The organism is Solibacillus cecembensis (assembly GCF_050272495.1).
Taxonomy (GTDB): Bacteria; Bacillota; Bacilli; order Bacillales_A; family Planococcaceae; genus Solibacillus; species Solibacillus cecembensis.
In genome coordinates this window covers 92092-109911 of sequence record NZ_JBNNMF010000009.1, presented here as the reverse complement: position 1 = coordinate 109911, position 17820 = coordinate 92092, and the positions used below count along the sequence as shown (strand labels likewise).

General features: G+C 36.2%; 16 protein-coding genes and 1 pseudogene. 12 read left to right on the top strand and 5 right to left on the bottom strand.

Annotation, left to right across the window (positions count from 1 at the left end):
* The first annotated feature begins 140 nt into the window (after positions 1-140).
* From ACQKIH_RS09990 to ACQKIH_RS09980, 3 genes and pseudogenes are all read left to right on the top strand, one after another.
* Positions 141-821: a response regulator transcription factor gene (locus ACQKIH_RS09990; RefSeq protein WP_427765584.1), complete on the top strand. Its 681-nt coding sequence runs from the start codon at positions 141-143 to the stop codon at positions 819-821.
* Positions 818-2650 (top strand): annotated as a pseudogene (locus ACQKIH_RS09985) (sensor histidine kinase). Before ACQKIH_RS09990 ends, ACQKIH_RS09985 begins: the two are co-directional and overlap by 4 nt.
* A gap of 181 nt (positions 2651-2831) precedes the next feature.
* Positions 2832-3314, top strand: a complete 483-nt coding sequence (locus tag ACQKIH_RS09980) for a hypothetical protein (RefSeq protein ID WP_427765582.1) — start codon at positions 2832-2834, stop codon at positions 3312-3314.
* A gap of 161 nt (positions 3315-3475) precedes the next feature.
* Here the strand turns inward: ACQKIH_RS09980 and ACQKIH_RS09975 are convergent, their stop codons facing one another.
* Positions 3476-4162 carry an N-acetylmuramoyl-L-alanine amidase family protein gene (locus ACQKIH_RS09975; protein WP_427765686.1) on the bottom strand — a complete coding sequence of 229 codons (687 nt, stop codon included), beginning with the start codon at positions 4160-4162 and terminating at the stop codon, positions 3476-3478.
* 324 nt (positions 4163-4486) lie between these two features.
* On the opposite strand from ACQKIH_RS09975, the gene ACQKIH_RS09970 reads away from it, so the two are divergent.
* Positions 4487-5329 carry a polysaccharide deacetylase family protein gene (locus ACQKIH_RS09970; RefSeq protein ID WP_427765579.1) on the top strand — a complete coding sequence of 281 codons (843 nt, stop codon included), beginning with the start codon at positions 4487-4489 and terminating at the stop codon, positions 5327-5329.
* A gap of 239 nt (positions 5330-5568) precedes the next feature.
* Positions 5569-7809: an ATP-binding cassette domain-containing protein gene (locus ACQKIH_RS09965; RefSeq protein ID WP_427765577.1), complete on the top strand. Its 2241-nt coding sequence runs from the start codon at positions 5569-5571 to the stop codon at positions 7807-7809.
* A gap of 61 nt (positions 7810-7870) precedes the next feature.
* On the opposite strand, the gene ACQKIH_RS09960 is transcribed toward ACQKIH_RS09965, so the two are convergent.
* Both ACQKIH_RS09960 and ACQKIH_RS09955 read right to left on the bottom strand, forming a co-directional pair.
* Positions 7871-8857: a YecA family protein gene (locus ACQKIH_RS09960; RefSeq protein ID WP_057982424.1), complete on the bottom strand. Its 987-nt coding sequence runs from the start codon at positions 8855-8857 to the stop codon at positions 7871-7873.
* A 280-nt stretch (positions 8858-9137) separates the two neighbouring features.
* Entirely contained in the window at positions 9138-10046 is a 909-nt protein-coding gene (locus ACQKIH_RS09955) for a DMT family transporter (protein WP_427765573.1), read from the bottom strand.
* A 131-nt stretch (positions 10047-10177) separates the two neighbouring features.
* Here ACQKIH_RS09955 and ACQKIH_RS09950 point away from each other — a divergent pair, with 131 nt between their 5' ends.
* The 4 genes from ACQKIH_RS09950 (at position 10178) to ACQKIH_RS09935 (ending at position 12584) form a co-directional block, all read left to right on the top strand.
* On the top strand, positions 10178-11050 hold the full coding sequence (locus ACQKIH_RS09950) for a LysR family transcriptional regulator (protein WP_057982426.1): 873 nt from the start codon (positions 10178-10180) through the stop codon (positions 11048-11050).
* 18 nt (positions 11051-11068) lie between these two features.
* Positions 11069-11740: a phosphopantothenoylcysteine decarboxylase domain-containing protein gene (locus ACQKIH_RS09945; protein WP_057982427.1), complete on the top strand. Its 672-nt coding sequence runs from the start codon at positions 11069-11071 to the stop codon at positions 11738-11740.
* A 98-nt stretch (positions 11741-11838) separates the two neighbouring features.
* Positions 11839-12312, top strand: coding sequence for a YbaK/EbsC family protein (locus tag ACQKIH_RS09940; RefSeq protein ID WP_427765570.1), 474 nt, complete (start codon positions 11839-11841; stop codon positions 12310-12312).
* Positions 12313-12317: 5 nt separating this feature from the next.
* Positions 12318-12584, top strand: a complete 267-nt coding sequence (locus ACQKIH_RS09935; RefSeq protein ID WP_427765568.1) for a hypothetical protein — start codon at positions 12318-12320, stop codon at positions 12582-12584.
* A 61-nt stretch (positions 12585-12645) separates the two neighbouring features.
* Here the strand turns inward: ACQKIH_RS09935 and ACQKIH_RS09930 are convergent, their stop codons facing one another.
* Entirely contained in the window at positions 12646-12846 is a 201-nt protein-coding gene (locus ACQKIH_RS09930) for a cold shock domain-containing protein (protein ID WP_057982433.1), read from the bottom strand.
* 212 nt (positions 12847-13058) lie between these two features.
* Here ACQKIH_RS09930 and ACQKIH_RS09925 point away from each other — a divergent pair, with 212 nt between their 5' ends.
* Positions 13059-14738: a formate--tetrahydrofolate ligase gene (locus tag ACQKIH_RS09925; RefSeq protein WP_427765564.1), complete on the top strand. Its 1680-nt coding sequence runs from the start codon at positions 13059-13061 to the stop codon at positions 14736-14738.
* A 102-nt stretch (positions 14739-14840) separates the two neighbouring features.
* On the opposite strand, the gene ACQKIH_RS09920 is transcribed toward ACQKIH_RS09925, so the two are convergent.
* A complete protein-coding gene (locus ACQKIH_RS09920; protein ID WP_427765562.1) occupies positions 14841-15038 on the bottom strand; it encodes a hypothetical protein in 198 nt (65 codons plus the stop codon).
* Between the two features lie 317 nt (positions 15039-15355).
* Here ACQKIH_RS09920 and ACQKIH_RS09915 point away from each other — a divergent pair, with 317 nt between their 5' ends.
* Positions 15356-15934 (top strand): HD domain-containing protein, encoded by a 579-nt coding sequence (locus ACQKIH_RS09915; RefSeq protein WP_427765683.1) that lies wholly within the window; start codon positions 15356-15358, stop codon positions 15932-15934.
* A complete protein-coding gene (locus ACQKIH_RS09910; protein WP_057982441.1) occupies positions 15931-17817 on the top strand; it encodes an ABC-F family ATP-binding cassette domain-containing protein in 1887 nt (628 codons plus the stop codon). Before ACQKIH_RS09915 ends, ACQKIH_RS09910 begins: the two co-directional genes overlap by 4 nt.
* Positions 17818-17820: the final 3 nt, after the last annotated feature.

The window sequence follows — 17820 nt, the reverse complement described above, 5'->3', positions numbered from 1 at the left end:
TACTATCGTCTAATGTCATTGATTCTACTTTCTTTCTCACTTAATCTAGACATATGAAGTACACGAATTAGCTGTTTGGATGTACCTTAAAGATGGTTAGAATAAAATGACGCCAGGAATAAATGAAGTAGGTGGTAAAAATGACAGATACAGTTTTAATTATAGAAGATGAGGATATTTTACGAGAAATTCTTAAAGATTATTTTATGAATGAAGGTTTTGCGGTTTTAGAAGCGAAAGATGGTGAAGAGGCACTTGAGCTGTTTCAAGAAAAAGAGTTGAGCTTAATTATATTAGATATTATGCTACCAAAATTAGATGGATGGTCTATATGTCGTCGTATTAGAAAAACTTCTAATGTCCCGATTATCATGTTAACGGCTCGTACTGATGAAGACGATACTTTATTAGGTTTTGAATTAGGAGCAGATGATTATGTGACGAAACCGTATAATCCACTCGTTTTATTAGCACGCGCCAAAAGATTATTGCGTCAACGAGAACCGAAGAGTGATGAGGGGGAAGATCTTCTTGAAAGTGGTGGAATTCAAATTCATACGCCCTCTAGGACTGTAAAAGTAAATAAAAAAGAAATCGCATTGACGCATACAGAATATGAAATACTCCTCTATTTATTAGAGAATAAAGGGATTGTTTTAACGAGAGAGCAGCTGATAACAAAAGTATGGGGATATGAACATTTAGGAGATGACCGAACGATTAACAGTCATATGCGAAACTTGCGACATAAATTAGGTGACCATTCTACCTGCATAAAAACGATTGTTCGAACAGGTTATAAATTCGAGGATATCCAATGAAAAAAGGAATTGTTCTTAAGTTGTTTTTGTTAACAACAATGCTTTGCGTACTTATTTTGACTACCATTTTTGTAGGACAAACGATATTTTTTAAACAATTTTATATGAATAAAAAAGTAGATGATTTAGAAAATAATTTAACGGTATTTGAAAAAGAGTATAAAAAACATCATGCTGATATTTTAAAAATTCAACAGCTTGAAAGAGATTTTGCTGAAGAGAATAATGCTTGGATTACAATATTGGATCAGAATGTTCTATTAAAATACGAAAATGATTTCTTTATGGAAGTCCAATTAAATGAATATTACCAAAAAGAATACGACCGAAAAATAATTAAAATTCCTTTATATTTGATCGATGAGGATAAATCAATGCAGTTATCGGAATTGTTATTGAAGAATAGTGAAGTATATGTGCTAGGAATAATGACAGAAGGACAATTGATACCAATAGAGATTCGAGTAGAAAAAGGTATTAATAATGCAAATGTAGATAACTGGAAATATCCTTTCATCTTCAAAAATGAAAAGCTCTATGAAAAAATTGACAACTTGGATTTAATGGTAAAGGAATCGAATTTAACCGATAATAAATCTGATTTGGTTGGTATTGGCGGGCAAATAAGTAACGTGAATTTTCCAGGAAGTAATGATTTATCCAATGTTATTTATTCGAATTCATTATTTTTAGATCGAATTAGTGATTTTCAAAGCAAGTTATTACTGGATGAAGTCAATTATCCTGATACCATGATCCAACAGATTAACTATGAGGAAAATAATATTAAATACAATATTTCAATTAAACCAATAGTAAATTTAGATGGAACAAAATCATATATTTTTTCAATGACTTCATTGCAGCCTGTTGATGAAGCTGTGCAAATGATTAAAGAATAATATATTTACATTGTTGCTTTTGCCTCTGTATTAATATTGCTGGCATCTTTTTACTATTCGACGAAAATTGCAAGACCTTTGTTAAGGATTAATCGTACAACGGAAAAAATAGCGAACTTAGATTTCTCTGAAACAATTGCTGTGCATTCAAATGATGAAATTGGAGACTTATCTCGAAATATTAATATGCTTTCACATAGGTTAAGCATGTATATTGAGCAGCTACAGCAAGACATTGAAAAGGAAAAGAGGCTAGAAAATACGCGGAAAGAGTTTATTTCCGGGGTTTCACATGAACTGAAAACCCCTTTAAGTATTATGAAAAGTTGTATAACGATATTAAGAGGAAATGTAGCAATCCATAAGAAAGAATATTATTTCGATGCGTTAGAAAAAGAAGTCGACAAGATGGATTTAATGATTATTGATATGCTTGAATTAGCAAAATATGAATCAGGGACGTATAAAATACAAATGGATGCTTTTTATATCCATGAATTAATGGAAGAAATTTGCGAAAAGCTAATGCCTGAGATACAACAAAAGCAATTGCGAGTTGAGATGCATTTAACACCTGTTGAAGTAGTAGCTAATCAACACCGTATCGAACAGGTTTTAACTAATTTTTTGACGAATGCTATTCGATACTCACCTTCACAAGAACGAATAATAATGGTGGCAGAGTTGAAGGGGAACCTAGTAAAAGTAAGTGTAGAAAATAAAGGTGCTCATATTGAAGAAGAACATCTAGAGAAAGTATGGGATCGCTTTTACCGGGTTGATGCTTCTAGAAAAAGGGCTGGTGGGGGAACTGGCTTAGGACTAGCGATTTCCAAAAATATATTAATGCTACATGGAGTAGAGTTCGGTGTTAATAATACAGAGGATGGCGTACAGTTCTATTTTTATTTACAAATAAATGAGTAAGTAAAACAGCTCATACGAATGGTTTTAATAGGTCATTCGGATGAGTTGTTCTTTTTTTATAGAGCTACATGATTTCATATAAAAAAAATTCATTTCCAATTCACATAATCTTGATTTTATCTTTACATTGTTCGGTAATAATTGTGCTGTAAGATAAAAACAAAGAAAATGAGGGATTAAGATGAGTAAAAAGAATTTAATCATGGCACTAAGTATTTCAACAGCATTTTTAGTAGGTGGTGTACATACCTATGCTACACAAATTCAGAAAGAAGATTCAGTAAAGACGGTACAACTAGTTAATACACAATCGAATGAAACTACAAAACTAGAAAACAAAGAACTACCAAATCAATATAGTTTTACGGAAGAGGCGTTTTTCACTACGAATGGTCAGCCTGACTATTTTGCTAATGCGTATTTAAATAATCAGGAACTATTTTCTTTATTAAGTATGAATGCGACGGAATTAATACAAGAATTAGCATCTGGTAAATCGGTTGTTGAAATTGCATCATCTAAGAATATTTCAACACAACGAGTAATTGAGGCCATTGCGAAAGCGCAGTATGAGGTTCAGATTAAAGAGGGAGAAACTGGAGAAGGTCATTTAAAAGATATTGAAGTAAAAGTATTACATGTAATTGAGTACAAAAGTAATTGAGCACAAATATGAGATAAAAAACATCACCACTTTAAAATTATATTAAAAAGTTGATAGATCAATATTTATAGAAACAATAAGAAAACAGCTCATACAAACGGGTTTTATTAACCATTTGTATGAGCTGTTCTTTTTCGAGAAATAATGATTTCATATTGATTTTATGTTGCAAAGAACTCGATAATCCCATCAACGATTGATGTAGCAGTTTTGCTTTGAAATTCTTTAGATACCATTCGGATTTCATCTTCCTTATTTGACGTAAAGCCTAGTTCCAGTAATACTGCTGGAGCGGAATTGTTCTTCAAAACATAATAAGCACTATCTCTAATACCACGATTTTTGGCATGTATATTTTGCTTAAATATAGATGAATTCAGGATTTTAGCTAATTTTTTACTCTCATTCTGAAGCGAACTGTAATGAACAGTTATTCCATTAACGCTAGGATCGGTAAAAGCATCGTGATGAATACTAATGTACAAATCAGCTGAAACATCATCAGTAATTTGCATTCTTTTTCGTAAAGCTTCTTTTTGATTACGCCCTAAATCGATATCTTGATCACGTGTCAGAGTGACTGTTGCGGCTGTTCTTTCTTCAAGCTCCCGTTTAATATTTTGTGCTACTATAAGATTTACTTCTTTTTCACTTGTTCCATAGAATAAGCCTACTGTGCCACCATCAACTCCACCATGCCCAGGGTCAATCATAATCGTTTTTCCTTCTAATAAACCTCTAGTATTACTTTCTGCTGTGTTACTTTCTACTGTATTATTGTCAATTTCTATTAGCTCCGCGCCATTACCTTGAGTAATATACAAGAGACAAACGAAACTAGCACAAATAAAAGATACTAAAAGATACTTCCAACGAGATTTCTTCACTTTTAAACACTCCTAATCTATTTACTTCAACTTGTCCAAGTTTAAAGTATCTAAATAAAGATAAAATGAAGAAAGAATCAATATGAAATAAAACTATTTTGAGCTCCTGATAATTGAGAAAATACAGCTAGTTGAACCTTTGAGAGAGTATGATTTCTGCACACAATTCAAGAAAAAATTAAAGTATAGACTTAGCTATTTTCTTTAATTTAACTCGACGCAATCTGCACTCTATCTTTATATTGTTCCGTTACACTACTCTCAGAAAAGGAGAGATTGAACAATATGAACACATCACGAAAAACTACAAAGAAAAGTTGGAAAACTAAAGGTTTAATGTCATTTGGAATGGTGCTAACTATGATTATTCTAATGTTCTATTTGAATGAGGAATTAAAGGCACCTGTTGATAAAGTAATAGCAGAAGTAAGCAGTAAACAAATTACTCAAAAACAGGAAAATGAAATCATTAAACAGGAGCCAATAAAAGAGGATAAACCAGCTAGTAAGCCGTTGGGAAAAGTTGTTTATCTAACATTTGATGATGGTCCGAGTCAATTAACAGGGCAATTTTTAGATATATTAAAAGAAAATGAAGTAAAAGCGACTTTTTTTATGCAGGGAGGTCAATTACAGAATAAAAATTTTCAAGATAATGTGAAGCGAGCAACTACAGAAGGGCATTATGTAGGGGCACATAGTATGACTCATGATAGTAAACGTTTATACACAGACGGACAGTTTGTACATGAAATGGAGGAAACGCTTGCTCTTATTAATGATATTACAGGTACTAAACCTAAATTGGTTAGAGCGCCATATGGTTCAGTGCCAGGCTTAGATAATGAACACCTTCGTAAACAAATTGTAGAAGCGAATATAAAATTATGGGATTGGACAATTGACTCTTTAGACTGGAAATTGAAAAATAACCCTTATCAAATTGTAGAAAATATTAAAAATGGAACGTCAAGAGATGTGGAAGTCGTACTCATGCATGAAGTGCGACAAACATTGCAAGTACTCCCAGAGATAATTTCTTTTTATAAGGAAAGAGGTTATGCGTTTGGTGTTTATAAAGAACTTGGCCATTTCCCTATAAATTTCCGTAATGATCAACGGTTGTGAAAATTATAGAGGTATTTGAACATTAGTATGTTTCTATGAATGAGGCATCTCCAGTCGAACATGTATATACATATGAAAATGGCGATTTAGTTCACTATGAGAAGAGAGAAATAGTACAGGTTTAAAAGGTGTTATTTAGTTAGATAAATAACACGAACATACATTTCCAAAAATGTTGCATTTCAGGACTTATTATTGCTATGATATGACTTCATTGCAAGTGAAGGAGGATGAATCAAATGGACCAACAATGGATTGAATTAATTGGAGCACGTCAAAATAATTTGAAAAACATTTCATTACGTATTCCAAAGCAAAAAATTACTGTTTTTACAGGTGTATCGGGTTCGGGGAAATCATCGATCGTTTTTGATACGATTGCACAAGAAGCAGGTCGTCAGCTAAACGAAACTTTTAGTAACTTTGTACGCTTATACTTACCGCGCTATCAGCAACCACAAATCGATAGTATTCATCATTTATCACCTGCTGTTGTTGTCGGACAGGAACGCTTAGGAGGGAATGCACGCTCAACAGTTGGAACGATTTCAGATATTTCCCCACTTTTTAGAGTATTGTATTCGCGTTTTGCAACCCCGTCTTTAGGTTATGGAAATGCTTATTCTTTCAATGATCCACAAGGGATGTGCCCTGCGTGTGAGGGTATTGGAAGCATGATGACATTGAATATTGATGCGGCCATTGATCGTGAAAAATCATTACAGCAAGGTGCCATTTTATTACCGGGGTATGGTGTAGACACGTATTACTGGAACCAATATGCACAAAGTGGCTTTTTCGATGTAGACAAGCCGTTAAAGGATTATAACGAGGAGGAATGGCATCAATTATTATATTCAGAGCCACAAAAAGTACAAGTTACCCACAGTTCAGGTAATTTTCAAGCTACTTATGAAGGCATTGTTGTCCGATTCAGACGTTCGAAGTTGCAAAAGCAGCAAGAGGCTTCAGAACGCGAGAAAAAACAAAATGCGCAATTTTTAATGACCGCAACATGTGAGGATTGCTCGGGGACACGCTATCGTGAGGAAGTACTTAATTCATTAATACACGAGTATTCGATTCATGATTTAAGCGCGATGCAGTTATCACAATTAATAGAAGCGTTAAAGACATTTACGCAACCGGAAATGCAGACGATTGTATCTCGCATTTCTGAACGTGTGCAAAGCTTAATTGATATCGGGCTTGGTTATATGACGTTGAATCGTGAAACGGCTACATTATCAGGCGGGGAATCACAGCGCGTCAAAATGGTGAAATATTTATCGAGCACATTGACAGGAATGCTCTATATTTTTGATGAGCCAAGTACTGGTTTGCATCCGCGAGATGTGTATCGTCTCAATGATTTACTGCGTCAAATTCGGGATAAAGGAAATACGGTTTTAGTTGTAGAGCATGATCCAGATGTGATCGCGATTGCGGATTATATTGTCGATGTAGGTCCTGGTGCGGGTGCACATGGGGGAACGATATTATTTAGCGGACCGTATGAAGAATTTGCGAAAAGCGATTCCATTACCGCACAAGCATTGCACACACAAGCTCCTATGAATACAAAGCCGCGCCCAGTATCGACATTTATAGAAAGTAAGCGAAGTAGCTTATATAACTTGAAAAATGTATCGTTAAAAATACCTGAGCAAGTGTTAACAGTTGTTACAGGGGTTGCGGGCTCTGGAAAAAGCACGTTAGTCAATGAAGTATTTGCAAAGCAATACCAAGAGGCAATTGTTATCGACCAACGTCCGATTCACACAAATGTTCGCTCAAATGCAGCCACTTATTTAGGAATGATGGATAAAATCCGCAAGCTTTTCGCAAAAGAAAATGACGTGGATGCCGCTTTATTCAGTTATAACTCAAAAGGTGCTTGTGAAGAGTGTAAAGGAAACGGTGTTGTAACATTGAATTTATCCTTTATGGATGATGTAGAAACGGTTTGTACTACTTGCCAAGGTCGCCGTTATGCAGAAGAAGTACTCGCGTATACCTTTAATGGTAAAAATATCGTTGAAGTGCTTGAAATGGATGTAGAACAGGCACTCGCTTTCTTTGACGCCAAGGATTTAGTGAAAAAACTAGAGATTTTACAGCTAGTCGGATTATCCTATATGTCTTTAGGTCAGCCTTTATCAACGTTTTCAGGCGGGGAGTGTCAGCGTTTGAAGTTGGCGAAGGAAATGAAACCAGGAGGACAGCTGTACATTTTAGATGAGCCAACGACTGGATTGCATTTACAAGATGTATCGAAAATAGTGCATATGCTTCAGCAATTAGTCGAGCAAGGAAATACAGTTGTCGTGATTGAGCACCATACCGATGTCATGCGTCAAGCGGACTGGATCATTGATATTGGTCCAGAAGGCGGCAGTGCGGGTGGTCAAATTATCTTTGAAGGAACACCTGAGCAATTAAAAAATTGTAAACAATCGATTACAGCGAATTACTTATAAGACACTAAAAAAAGGACTTACCTCACGCAATTTTGCGGGAAGTAAGTCCTTTTCATTGTGTTTAAGATGCTTTCACTTGGAAGGCAAGTAGGTCTTGATAATATTTATTTAGAGATGAAGCTGCAACGCCGAAGCTATCTGCAATTTCTTTCACTGTAAATTTCTTATCAATGTAATTTTGTTCTTGTGCAAAACGAATAGCTCCAGCAGCAATCGCACCTGCTTTACGAGCGGTTGGTTGTTGCTCTACTAAATAATCTTCCACAGTCACTAAAAGCTTATCATTTTCAATCGAATGTTCGACTAAGAATGCTTTCACTTGCTCTAATACATCTTGCTCGAATGGCGTAAATTCTTCACCCTCATAGCCATTTTCGACTAAACCTTCCCATAATAAAAGGTGATTTTTTTGAGTGAATTCTTCAATTGTTAAACCACTTGCTTTATACGAAGCTGTAAAGTCCTCAAATGAAATCGCATGTTCTTTATGGAAGAAAATTAACGTAGATGCTGCTAACACATGATTTTCTTGTTTTGAACCATCTGGTAATAAGAAGGCGAACACACGCATGCCAATTGGAATCGCTTTAGGGCTCTCGCGCTGAATTGAGTATGTTTGATTGTCTAACGCAGAAATCGCTGTAAAGTATTTGTCTTCAACAGCTTCAACTGTTCCGATAAAGAAAATCGGAGTTGTCCAAGATTTTAGTAATTCAATTGTAGAGGGGCGAATTAATTTCTTTTCCATACGTTTTAAAAAGCCTGTCCAAATGTCAGGGCGTTTATGGAAGAAATACTCATCTAACGCAACCGCTTCAACTAACTCACGGTGTAATTTCTTTTCTAATTTTGGAGCCCAAACCTTTACTAATTCCATAAATTCACGAATATCTTTTCGTTCAGGGTAATTCGTATAGAAGGTTTGTAAAACATTTTCAATTTCCTCATTAAAAACAGTTATTGCTGTCGTCGTTTGTTGTTTACCTTCACAACACTTTTTATATTTTTTACCGCTGCCGCATGGGCATGGATCATTACGTCCAACCATAGTTACACTTCCTTTTTTTGACTCATATTAATACCTTGTTTAAATTCAACAATACTCTTAATAATAACGTCAGAATGATATTATGGAAACTAATTATCTATTTCGAAAAATCTGATTTTCGATATATTGTATTATATGTTGAATATTTATGTAATAGACCTAAAATCTATAAAAAATTATATGTTTAATAGATTTGCTCTTTAAAGGAAGAAAGGGGCTAAATAGAAAAAAATACCCCAAAATTCAAAAAAATTGGGGTATTCTAATAGATAGAAATTATTTAAATAGTAGATTCCGAAGTCGCTGTTGCTGGAACTTTTTTCAGCATTGTGAATTGTTCTAACTGAGCAACAAAGTTTCCGATTAATATAAAGGCACCACCGATTAGTAATTGAGTCGTTAATCCTTCACCTAAAAAGATGATGGCGAAGATTGCGGCAAAGATCGGTTCTAGTGAGAAAATTAATCCCGTATGTGTAGGAGATGTGTATTGTTGTACAACAGCTTGTGCGATAAAGCAAAACGCCGTACAAATAACACCTAATCCTAATACAGCAACCCAACCTAAATTAGTTGATGGTAATTGTGGTGTTTCAAATAGTAATGTAAAAATGGCACCAAATACACCGGCAACACCTAGCTGGTATACCCCATAAGAAATCGATTCAACACTTTTCGTAAATTTACTATTTAAAATCAAATAGATGGAGTAACATACTGCGGCAATCGCCATTAAAATATCGCCTGTTTGGAAAGTTAATGATTCTTTCATCGTTAATACTGTAATACCAACCATCGTACATACAATCGCAAAGCTAACGGCACGAGAAGGTAAGCGCTTTTCGATAAGGCTTGAAAAGATTGGCACGAGTACAACTGTTAAGCTTAAAATAAACCCTGCATTCGATGCGGATGTTGTTTTTAATCCAAATAATGAAAGGGCAAAGAGCGTGAATAATAGAGAGCCTTGTATTGATGCGTAAATAAGTGTTTTTTTATTAATGCGCAACATCTTTGGTAAAAAGATTAGCCCTGCGATAATAAATGCGATTAAGCATCGTAATGCAACAACGTTATAGGCTTCTAAAACGTCTAACCCCATGACCATAAATGTATACGAAAGCCCCCAAAACATTGTTACGATAACCATTAATAAATTTGCTTTTCCTTGTAAACTCAAAGATGTCACCACATTTCTCCAAAATAAAATTGCTGTTATAATACAGTGTATCGTTCCTATTGTGATTAGTAAAACGAATGTTTATAATGATTAATATGAAAAAAATTCATGTTGAAGGATTGTTACAGAGGTGAGGGTAATTGAGTTTAGTCAAATACGAAATTTTAAATAAAGTAGGCGAAGTACATAGTTTTACGAAAGCGGCTGAATTACTCGGGTTAACACAGTCGGCAGTGAGTCATGCTATTTCTAGTTTAGAGAAGGAATTTGGTTTTAATTTAATTCATCGCAACCGCACAGGTGTCTCATTAACGGAAGATGGCATGACGATGTTACTTGCGATGAGAAAGGTTTTATCCGCAGAGGAGCATTTAAGACAAGAAGCAGCCCATATATTAGGTGTGGCGAAAGGGACAGTTCGTGTGGGCTTAATTTCCACAATTTCTACCCATTGGATGCCCAATATTATTCACCTCATGGAGCAGCAATATCCCGGTATTCATATTGAGTTACGTGAAGGGGATTATTACGAAATTGAGCAGTGGTTACTTAATGGGGAAGTGGATTGTGGCTTTTTAAATAGGACAAGCTCCAAACAGTTTGACTTTATACCGTTAAAACGAGATCCGCTACTTTGTATTGTTTCTTCAAAAAGTCCGCTATATGATAAAGAAGAAGTCGATTTAAATGAAATAGGGGATACGCCATTCATCATGCCTTCCTATAAGGGAACAAATGATGTTATCGCGAATTTTGAAAAGTATAATGTGCGCCCAAATATTCGTTTCCATTTAACGGATGAAAAAGGGATTCTATCTATGGTAGAGCATCATTTAGGGGTTAGTATTTTACCACAACTTGCGATGGCGGGTTTGATGAACAATGTGAGAACTTTACCGTTAAAGCAAGAAAGTTTCCGAACGATTGGACTTTCAACGAAGCAAAAATTATCACCAGCTGCCCAAAAGTTTGTGGAAGTATTGAAGCAATGGTTAGCTACGGTGAAGGAATAATAGAAGGAGTTGTTATTTATGTTTAAAGGGAAAACCGTATTAATTACAAGTGGTGGGACATTTGAAAAGTGGGATAATGTCCGGGGGCATACAAACCTATCAAAAGGAACGATGGGCTGTTATTTAGCCGAGGCAGCCTATGCAAAAGGCGCGCAAGTCATCTATATGCATGGTTATTTTGCTCAACTACCGGAAAATCAACGTGAGATGCGTCTGGTGCGCTTTGAAGGGATTGAAGACTTAGGGGATCAGTTAAAGGCGATCGCCCGACAGCAGCATGTAGATTACATTATTATGGCGGTAGCAGGATCAGATTGGCTTGTGGATAAAGTATTTGATCAAGCAGGCAATGAATTGACTGAAAAAGGAAAAATGCCGTCTGATGAACCACCGATTATTCATTTTAAAAAGGCACCAAAAATCTTAGCGCAAATTAAGGGATGGTCACCACAATCGACGCTTATTGGTTTCAAATTAGAGGCGACAGAAGATGAAGCATTTTTAATCGAGCGTGCAAAACTCCGCATGGATTCCGCACAAGCTGATTTTATGGTGGCAAATAGCTCAAAATCATTATACGGCGCAATGGAACCTCATATCATTATTCATCAATCAGGTGAGACACTACGTACAGACGGTAAACAGCAAACGGCGCTTATGTTAATCGAACAAATTTTAGCGCATCAATGAAGAGAAAAGTGACAACGCCTTGTTTCAAATTGAATTGGAATGATATAATTTGACTATTCTTTTTATCTAAAGGTACAAACAGTGAAGGGGTGTTTCAAGTGGCATTAGCGGAAGTAAAGGCATTTTTTAAACAGCATGGCAAAGAGCAAGCAGTATTAGAATTTGATAGCAGTAGTGCAACCGTGCAAGAGGCGGCGCAAGTATTACGTGTGATTCCCGCAAGAATTGCCAAAACATTATCGTTTCACGGTCCAGATGACAAGGCAATCTTAATTGTCGCGGCAGGGGATACTAAAATTGATAACGCTAAATTTAAGCAACAATTTGGGATGAAGGCTAAAATGTTAGATGCTGAGTCCGTTGTGAATCAAACCGGTCATCGCATTGGTGGAGTTTGCCCGTTTGCACTGGCAAATGAGCTGCCTATTTATTTAGATGAGTCTTTACAACGATTTGCAACCGTATTTCCGGCATGTGGAAGTGCCAATTCAGCAATCGAATTGAGTTGTGATGAATTACAACAATATTCCAATGCAAGTGGTTGGGTAGATGTGTGTAAAGACTGGCAATAGAAAATATGAAACAGAAATTTGAAGGAGTTTACGAACGAATGACGTTAACAAAACAACAAGCAATCCAAGCATTAAAGAACAATCAATTTATCGGTTTTACTACCATTACGGGCAATGTCCTGATTAAAAAGGCAAATCGTACGGATTATAATATTTACATTTATGAAGAGGGAACAGAGGAACCTTCTCATTACATAGGCTCGATTACAAATGTAATGGCAACATTAAGTGATAAAAATAGTAAACAAGATTTTGTTATTGTTGAAAAGTAGATTGCAATAAAGGAAAGCTGCAAACATACGGACAACCTTGTATGTTTACAGCTTCCTTAATTTACTTTTTAATAACATTTGCAGCTTGTGGACCTCTATTGCCATCAATCACATCAAACTCCACAGATTGTCCTTCAGCGAGTACACGGAAACCTTCTTCTTTTATTCCAGTGAAATGTACAAACACATCATCACCATTATCACATTCTATAAATCCATATCCTTTTTCATTATCAAACCATTTTACAGTGCCTTGGTGCATTAGTGATCTCCTCCGATACTGTCAAATTTAGTTGGTAATTATAATCAATTTATTGTACCTTAGCACAAAAATACAGAATATTACGAATAAAATATATCCTAGTTAAGGAACGTATGTCAACAATTTGTCGAATAAGTCACATTTTTATATATATGTTTCCATCTAAAACAGACTATAATAAAGACGACTATAAATTGAAAGTAGGGTTTAAAATGACAACTACGAAAACAAAACCTCTTACAGATTTGGATATTGCAAATAATGCAATAATGAAACCGATTACGGAAATTGCAGAGAATGCGGGAATACCTGCAGAAGCGATAGAACAATACGGACGATTTAAAGCAAAAATCGATGTAAATAAAATTTCAGGTCAAGCAAATGCTAAAGTCGTTTTAGTGACAGCTATCAGTCCAACACCTGCTGGGGAAGGTAAATCTACAGTTACCGTAGGATTAGCGGATGCACTAAAGCAATTGGAACAACGTGTTATGATTGCGCTTCGTGAACCATCATTAGGACCAGTTATGGGTGTAAAAGGTGGGGCAACAGGTGGTGGTTATGCACAAGTACTTCCTATGGAGCAAATTAACTTACATTTTAACGGAGATTTCCATGCGATAACAACGGCCAATAATGCATTATCGGCATTTATCGACAATCACATTCACCAGGGGAATGCTTTAAATATCGACCCTCGCCGAATTATTTGGAAACGTGTCGTTGATTTAAATGACCGTGCGCTGCGCCATGTGACAGTAGGCTTAGGTGGCCCAATGCAAGGTGTCCCACGTGAAGATGGATTTGATATTACGGTTGCTTCAGAAATTATGGCAATTTTCTGTTTAGCTTCAAGTTTAACGGATTTAAAAGAACGCATTGCAAACATTGTAATTGGCTACACATATGATCGTCAGCCAGTTATTGTGCGTGATTTAGGTGTTGAAGGTGCGCTTACATTACTATTAAAAGAGGCATTAAATCCAAACCTTGTGCAAACAATTGAAGGAACACCCGCATTAATTCATGGCGGCCCATTTGCTAATATAGCACATGGCTGTAACTCTATTATTGCCACACAAACAGCACGTAAACTAGCAGATATTGTTATTACAGAAGCTGGGTTTGGTTCGGATTTAGGTGCAGAGAAATTTATGCATATTAAAGCGCGTGAAGCAGGTTTTGCGCCAAGTGCAGTAGTAATTGTTGCAACGGTTCGTGCGCTAAAAATGCATGGTGGCGTTGCAAAAACAGCGTTAATCGATGAAGATGTAGAGGCGCTTCGTAAAGGGATTGCCAATTTGGCGCAGCACGTTGCAAATATTCGTAATTTTGGTGTTGAACCAGTTGTCGCATTAAATCGTTTCATTACAGATTCAGCAGCTGAAGTAAATTTAGTTTTAGATTGGGCAAAACAAGAAGGCATTCGTATCGCACTTACAAACGTTTGGGAAGAAGGCGGTAAAGGCGGATTGGATTTGGCGAAGCAAGTGTTAGAAGCCATTGAAAAACCAAATAACTTCCATCCCTTATACGAAAACGATGAAACGGTTGAGCAAAAGTTATCAAAAATTGTGCAACAAGTATATGGTGGAAAAGCTGTTCAACTAACAGATACGGCTAAAAAACAATTGTTGAGCATCGAAAACAACGGTTGGGCAAACTTGCCGATTTGTATGGCGAAAACACAATATTCATTATCTGATCAACCAAGTCTATTAGGTAGACCAACTGACTTTACCGTTACAATCCGTGAAATTCTCCCAAAATTAGGCGCAGGCTTCTTAGTTTGCTTAACGGGTGATATTATGACAATGCCAGGTTTACCAAAGCAACCAGCAGCACTTCGTATGGATGTAGCAGAAGATGGTAGCGCATTAGGCTTATTCTAACGGTTAGTTTTTTGCGAAATAAACAAAATAGATGACACCAAAGAAAAATGCCATTTGACTGATTTCAAATGGCATTTTTGTATTGGATTAAATTTAAAATTTTTAGAAGAGAATTTTTGCTATATTACCGGCAATCATAATCGACACACTGCCTGCATAAATAGCAGCACCTATTAAAATTGGTGATAAAAGGATAAGTGCTTTCTTTTCTTTATCTTTTGTACATTGAACATTATGAGAAATTACTTGCAAATCATTGTCTTGTGCACACTGAACAGTTGGATAAATTACTTCTTCCATTAATAACACCCCTTAAAGTCTTTTGTTTTGTTTCGTTTTTTCTATTATATGACGAAAACTTGTAAAACACAACGACTAAGTTCACAAAATAGACAAAATTTTAAATCGTCAGATAAAAAGATAAAAATTACATTTTTAGAAAATTGTAACCACCTTGTATTAGCGTATGGCATTATTGAAAATGGAATTTTTGAGCTTATATTCATTTCCATGTTAAAATAATGGATGTAGCGTAAGTATTGAAAGAAAATAGGTGACTGTTGGTGAAGGATATATTATTAAAATGCGAAGTACTAGTAAAAGAAATTTACGGGAAAATGGATGCAAGTCATGATTTCCAACATATAGAACGCGTTTATCAAAATGCTCAAGCCATTTTGCAAACGGAACCAGATGCCAATGAGCAAATCGTTTTGTTAGCTGTATTATTACACGATGTGAGCGATTCGAAATATGCAGTCGATAAATCCGATGAAGAAAGAATTTTAAAACAACTCAATTTAACCGAGCAAGAAAACGAACATATTCAAGCGGTAATTGCAGAAGTGTCATTTAATGGGGGCAATGAGTTACCGACAACAAGCATTGAAGCAAAAATTGTGCGTGATGCGGATCGTTTAGATGCGATCGGAGCAGTGGGCATTGCGCGTACATTTGCTTACGGTGGTGCAAAAGGGCGCATGCTTTATGATGATGCTGAGGAAGCAAGGGCGGCGATGTCACTAGAAGACTATCGCGCGAAATCCACAGCAAGCGTGACCCATTTCTATGAGAAACTTTTATTATTGAAAGATCTGATGGTGACGAAAAAGGGTCAGGAAATGGCAGAACGACGCCATGCATTTATGGTAAAATTTTTAGAACAGTTTAAACAAGAAAGAGACGGGATTTCATGAGTCATTTAATCGTATCGAATTTAACAAAAACAGTTGGCGAAAAAACACTATTTCAAAATGTTGAATTTACAATATATGAAGGAGAACGCGCAGGTTTAATCGGGATAAACGGAACAGGGAAATCAACGTTATTGTCCATTTTATCAGGTATTCAAGATGCTGATACAGTGGACATGGACCACCCGAATAAATACCGCATCGCTTATTTAGAACAAGATCCACAATTTGCGGCGAATACGACGGTTTTACAAGCTGTTTTCAGTGGGGATTCCCCCATTTTACAGCTAAATCGAGCATATGAAGAAGCCGTAACTGCTTTATCAAATGAACCACAATCAGAAAAGCTTCAAAATGAATTATTCCGCATTCAGCAGCGAATGGATACAGAAAATGCCTGGGATGTGAATGCATTAGCAAAGCAAGCGTTAACAAAATTAGGCATGGACATGTTCGAGAAAGATGTGTCTGAATTATCAGGTGGTCAACAAAAGCGTGTAGCTCTTGCAAAAGTGCTCATTGAACCAGCAGACCTGTATTTATTTGATGAGCCGACGAACCATTTAGATGTCACTTCGACGGAATGGTTACAAGAAATGGTTTCACGCTTAAAAGGGGCAGTTATTTTTATTACGCATGATCGTTATTTCTTAGATGAAACAGCGACACATATTTATGAACTGGCAGATAAAACATTATATCGCCATACCGGTTCATACGGAGATTATTTAGAAGCAAGGGCTATTCGGGAAGAGATGAATGCCGCGACGCAAGCAAAAATGCAAAATCGTTATCGCTCTGAATTAAAATGGATTCGCCGTGGGGCAAAAGCAAGAACAACTAAGCAAAAAGCACGAATTCAACGTTTTGAAGCGCTAGATGAAACGTTGGACCGTTCAACAGACCAAACGGATTTAGAAATGGCTTTAGCGACAACGCGCCTTGGAAAAAAGGTGCTTGAATCAGAAGGTATTTCAAAGGCATATGGTGACCGAAAAATAATTCAAGATTTCAGCTTCCTGTTACAACAAGGGGATCGCATCGGTATTATTGGTGCAAACGGCTACGGGAAATCAACATTACTCAATATGTTAGCAGGCGAAATTGACCCAGATCATGGGGAGGTAATCGTTGGTTCGACAGTAAAAAGACTGCACTTTAAGCAAGCAATCCCTGCGATGAATGAAAATACCCGTGTGATTGATTACATTCGCGAAGCATCGAATGATATTACCGACGCGGATGGTGTACGTTACTCAGCTTCTCAAATGTTGGAACGCTTTTTATTCCCATCTCAAGCACATGGTACGCAAATTAGTAAATTATCTGGTGGGGAAAGAAAACGGATGCATTTATTGCGTCTGTTAATGGAACAGCCGAATGTTTTATTGTTGGACGAGCCGACAAATGATTTAGATATTGAAACATTAGGGGTATTAGAAGATTTTATTGAAAACTTCCCTGGTGTTGTCATTACGATTTCACATGACCGATTTTTCCTAGATCGTATCGCGAAAAAACTATGGATATTAGATGGTCGTGGTGGCGTGCAAGAAAGCTTGGATGTATACACAGATTACTTGGCAAAAGTAACGATGCAACAACAGCAAGCAGCAAAAGAAAACAAAGTCGAAAAGACAAAGGTTGAAAAGCCAAAAGTAGAGAAGAAAAAATTATCCTTTAAAGAGCAAAAAGAGTGGGAATCCATAGCGGATACAATCGCAAAAATGGAAGAAAATATTATGCAAACAGAAGAAGGAATCTCTACTGCGGGTTCAGATTTTACAAAACTACAACAATTAACCGAGCAATTAGAGCTGTTCAATAGTGAATACGAGCAATTAATAGAGCGTTGGAGCTATTTAGACGAGATTGTAAACGGATAAGGA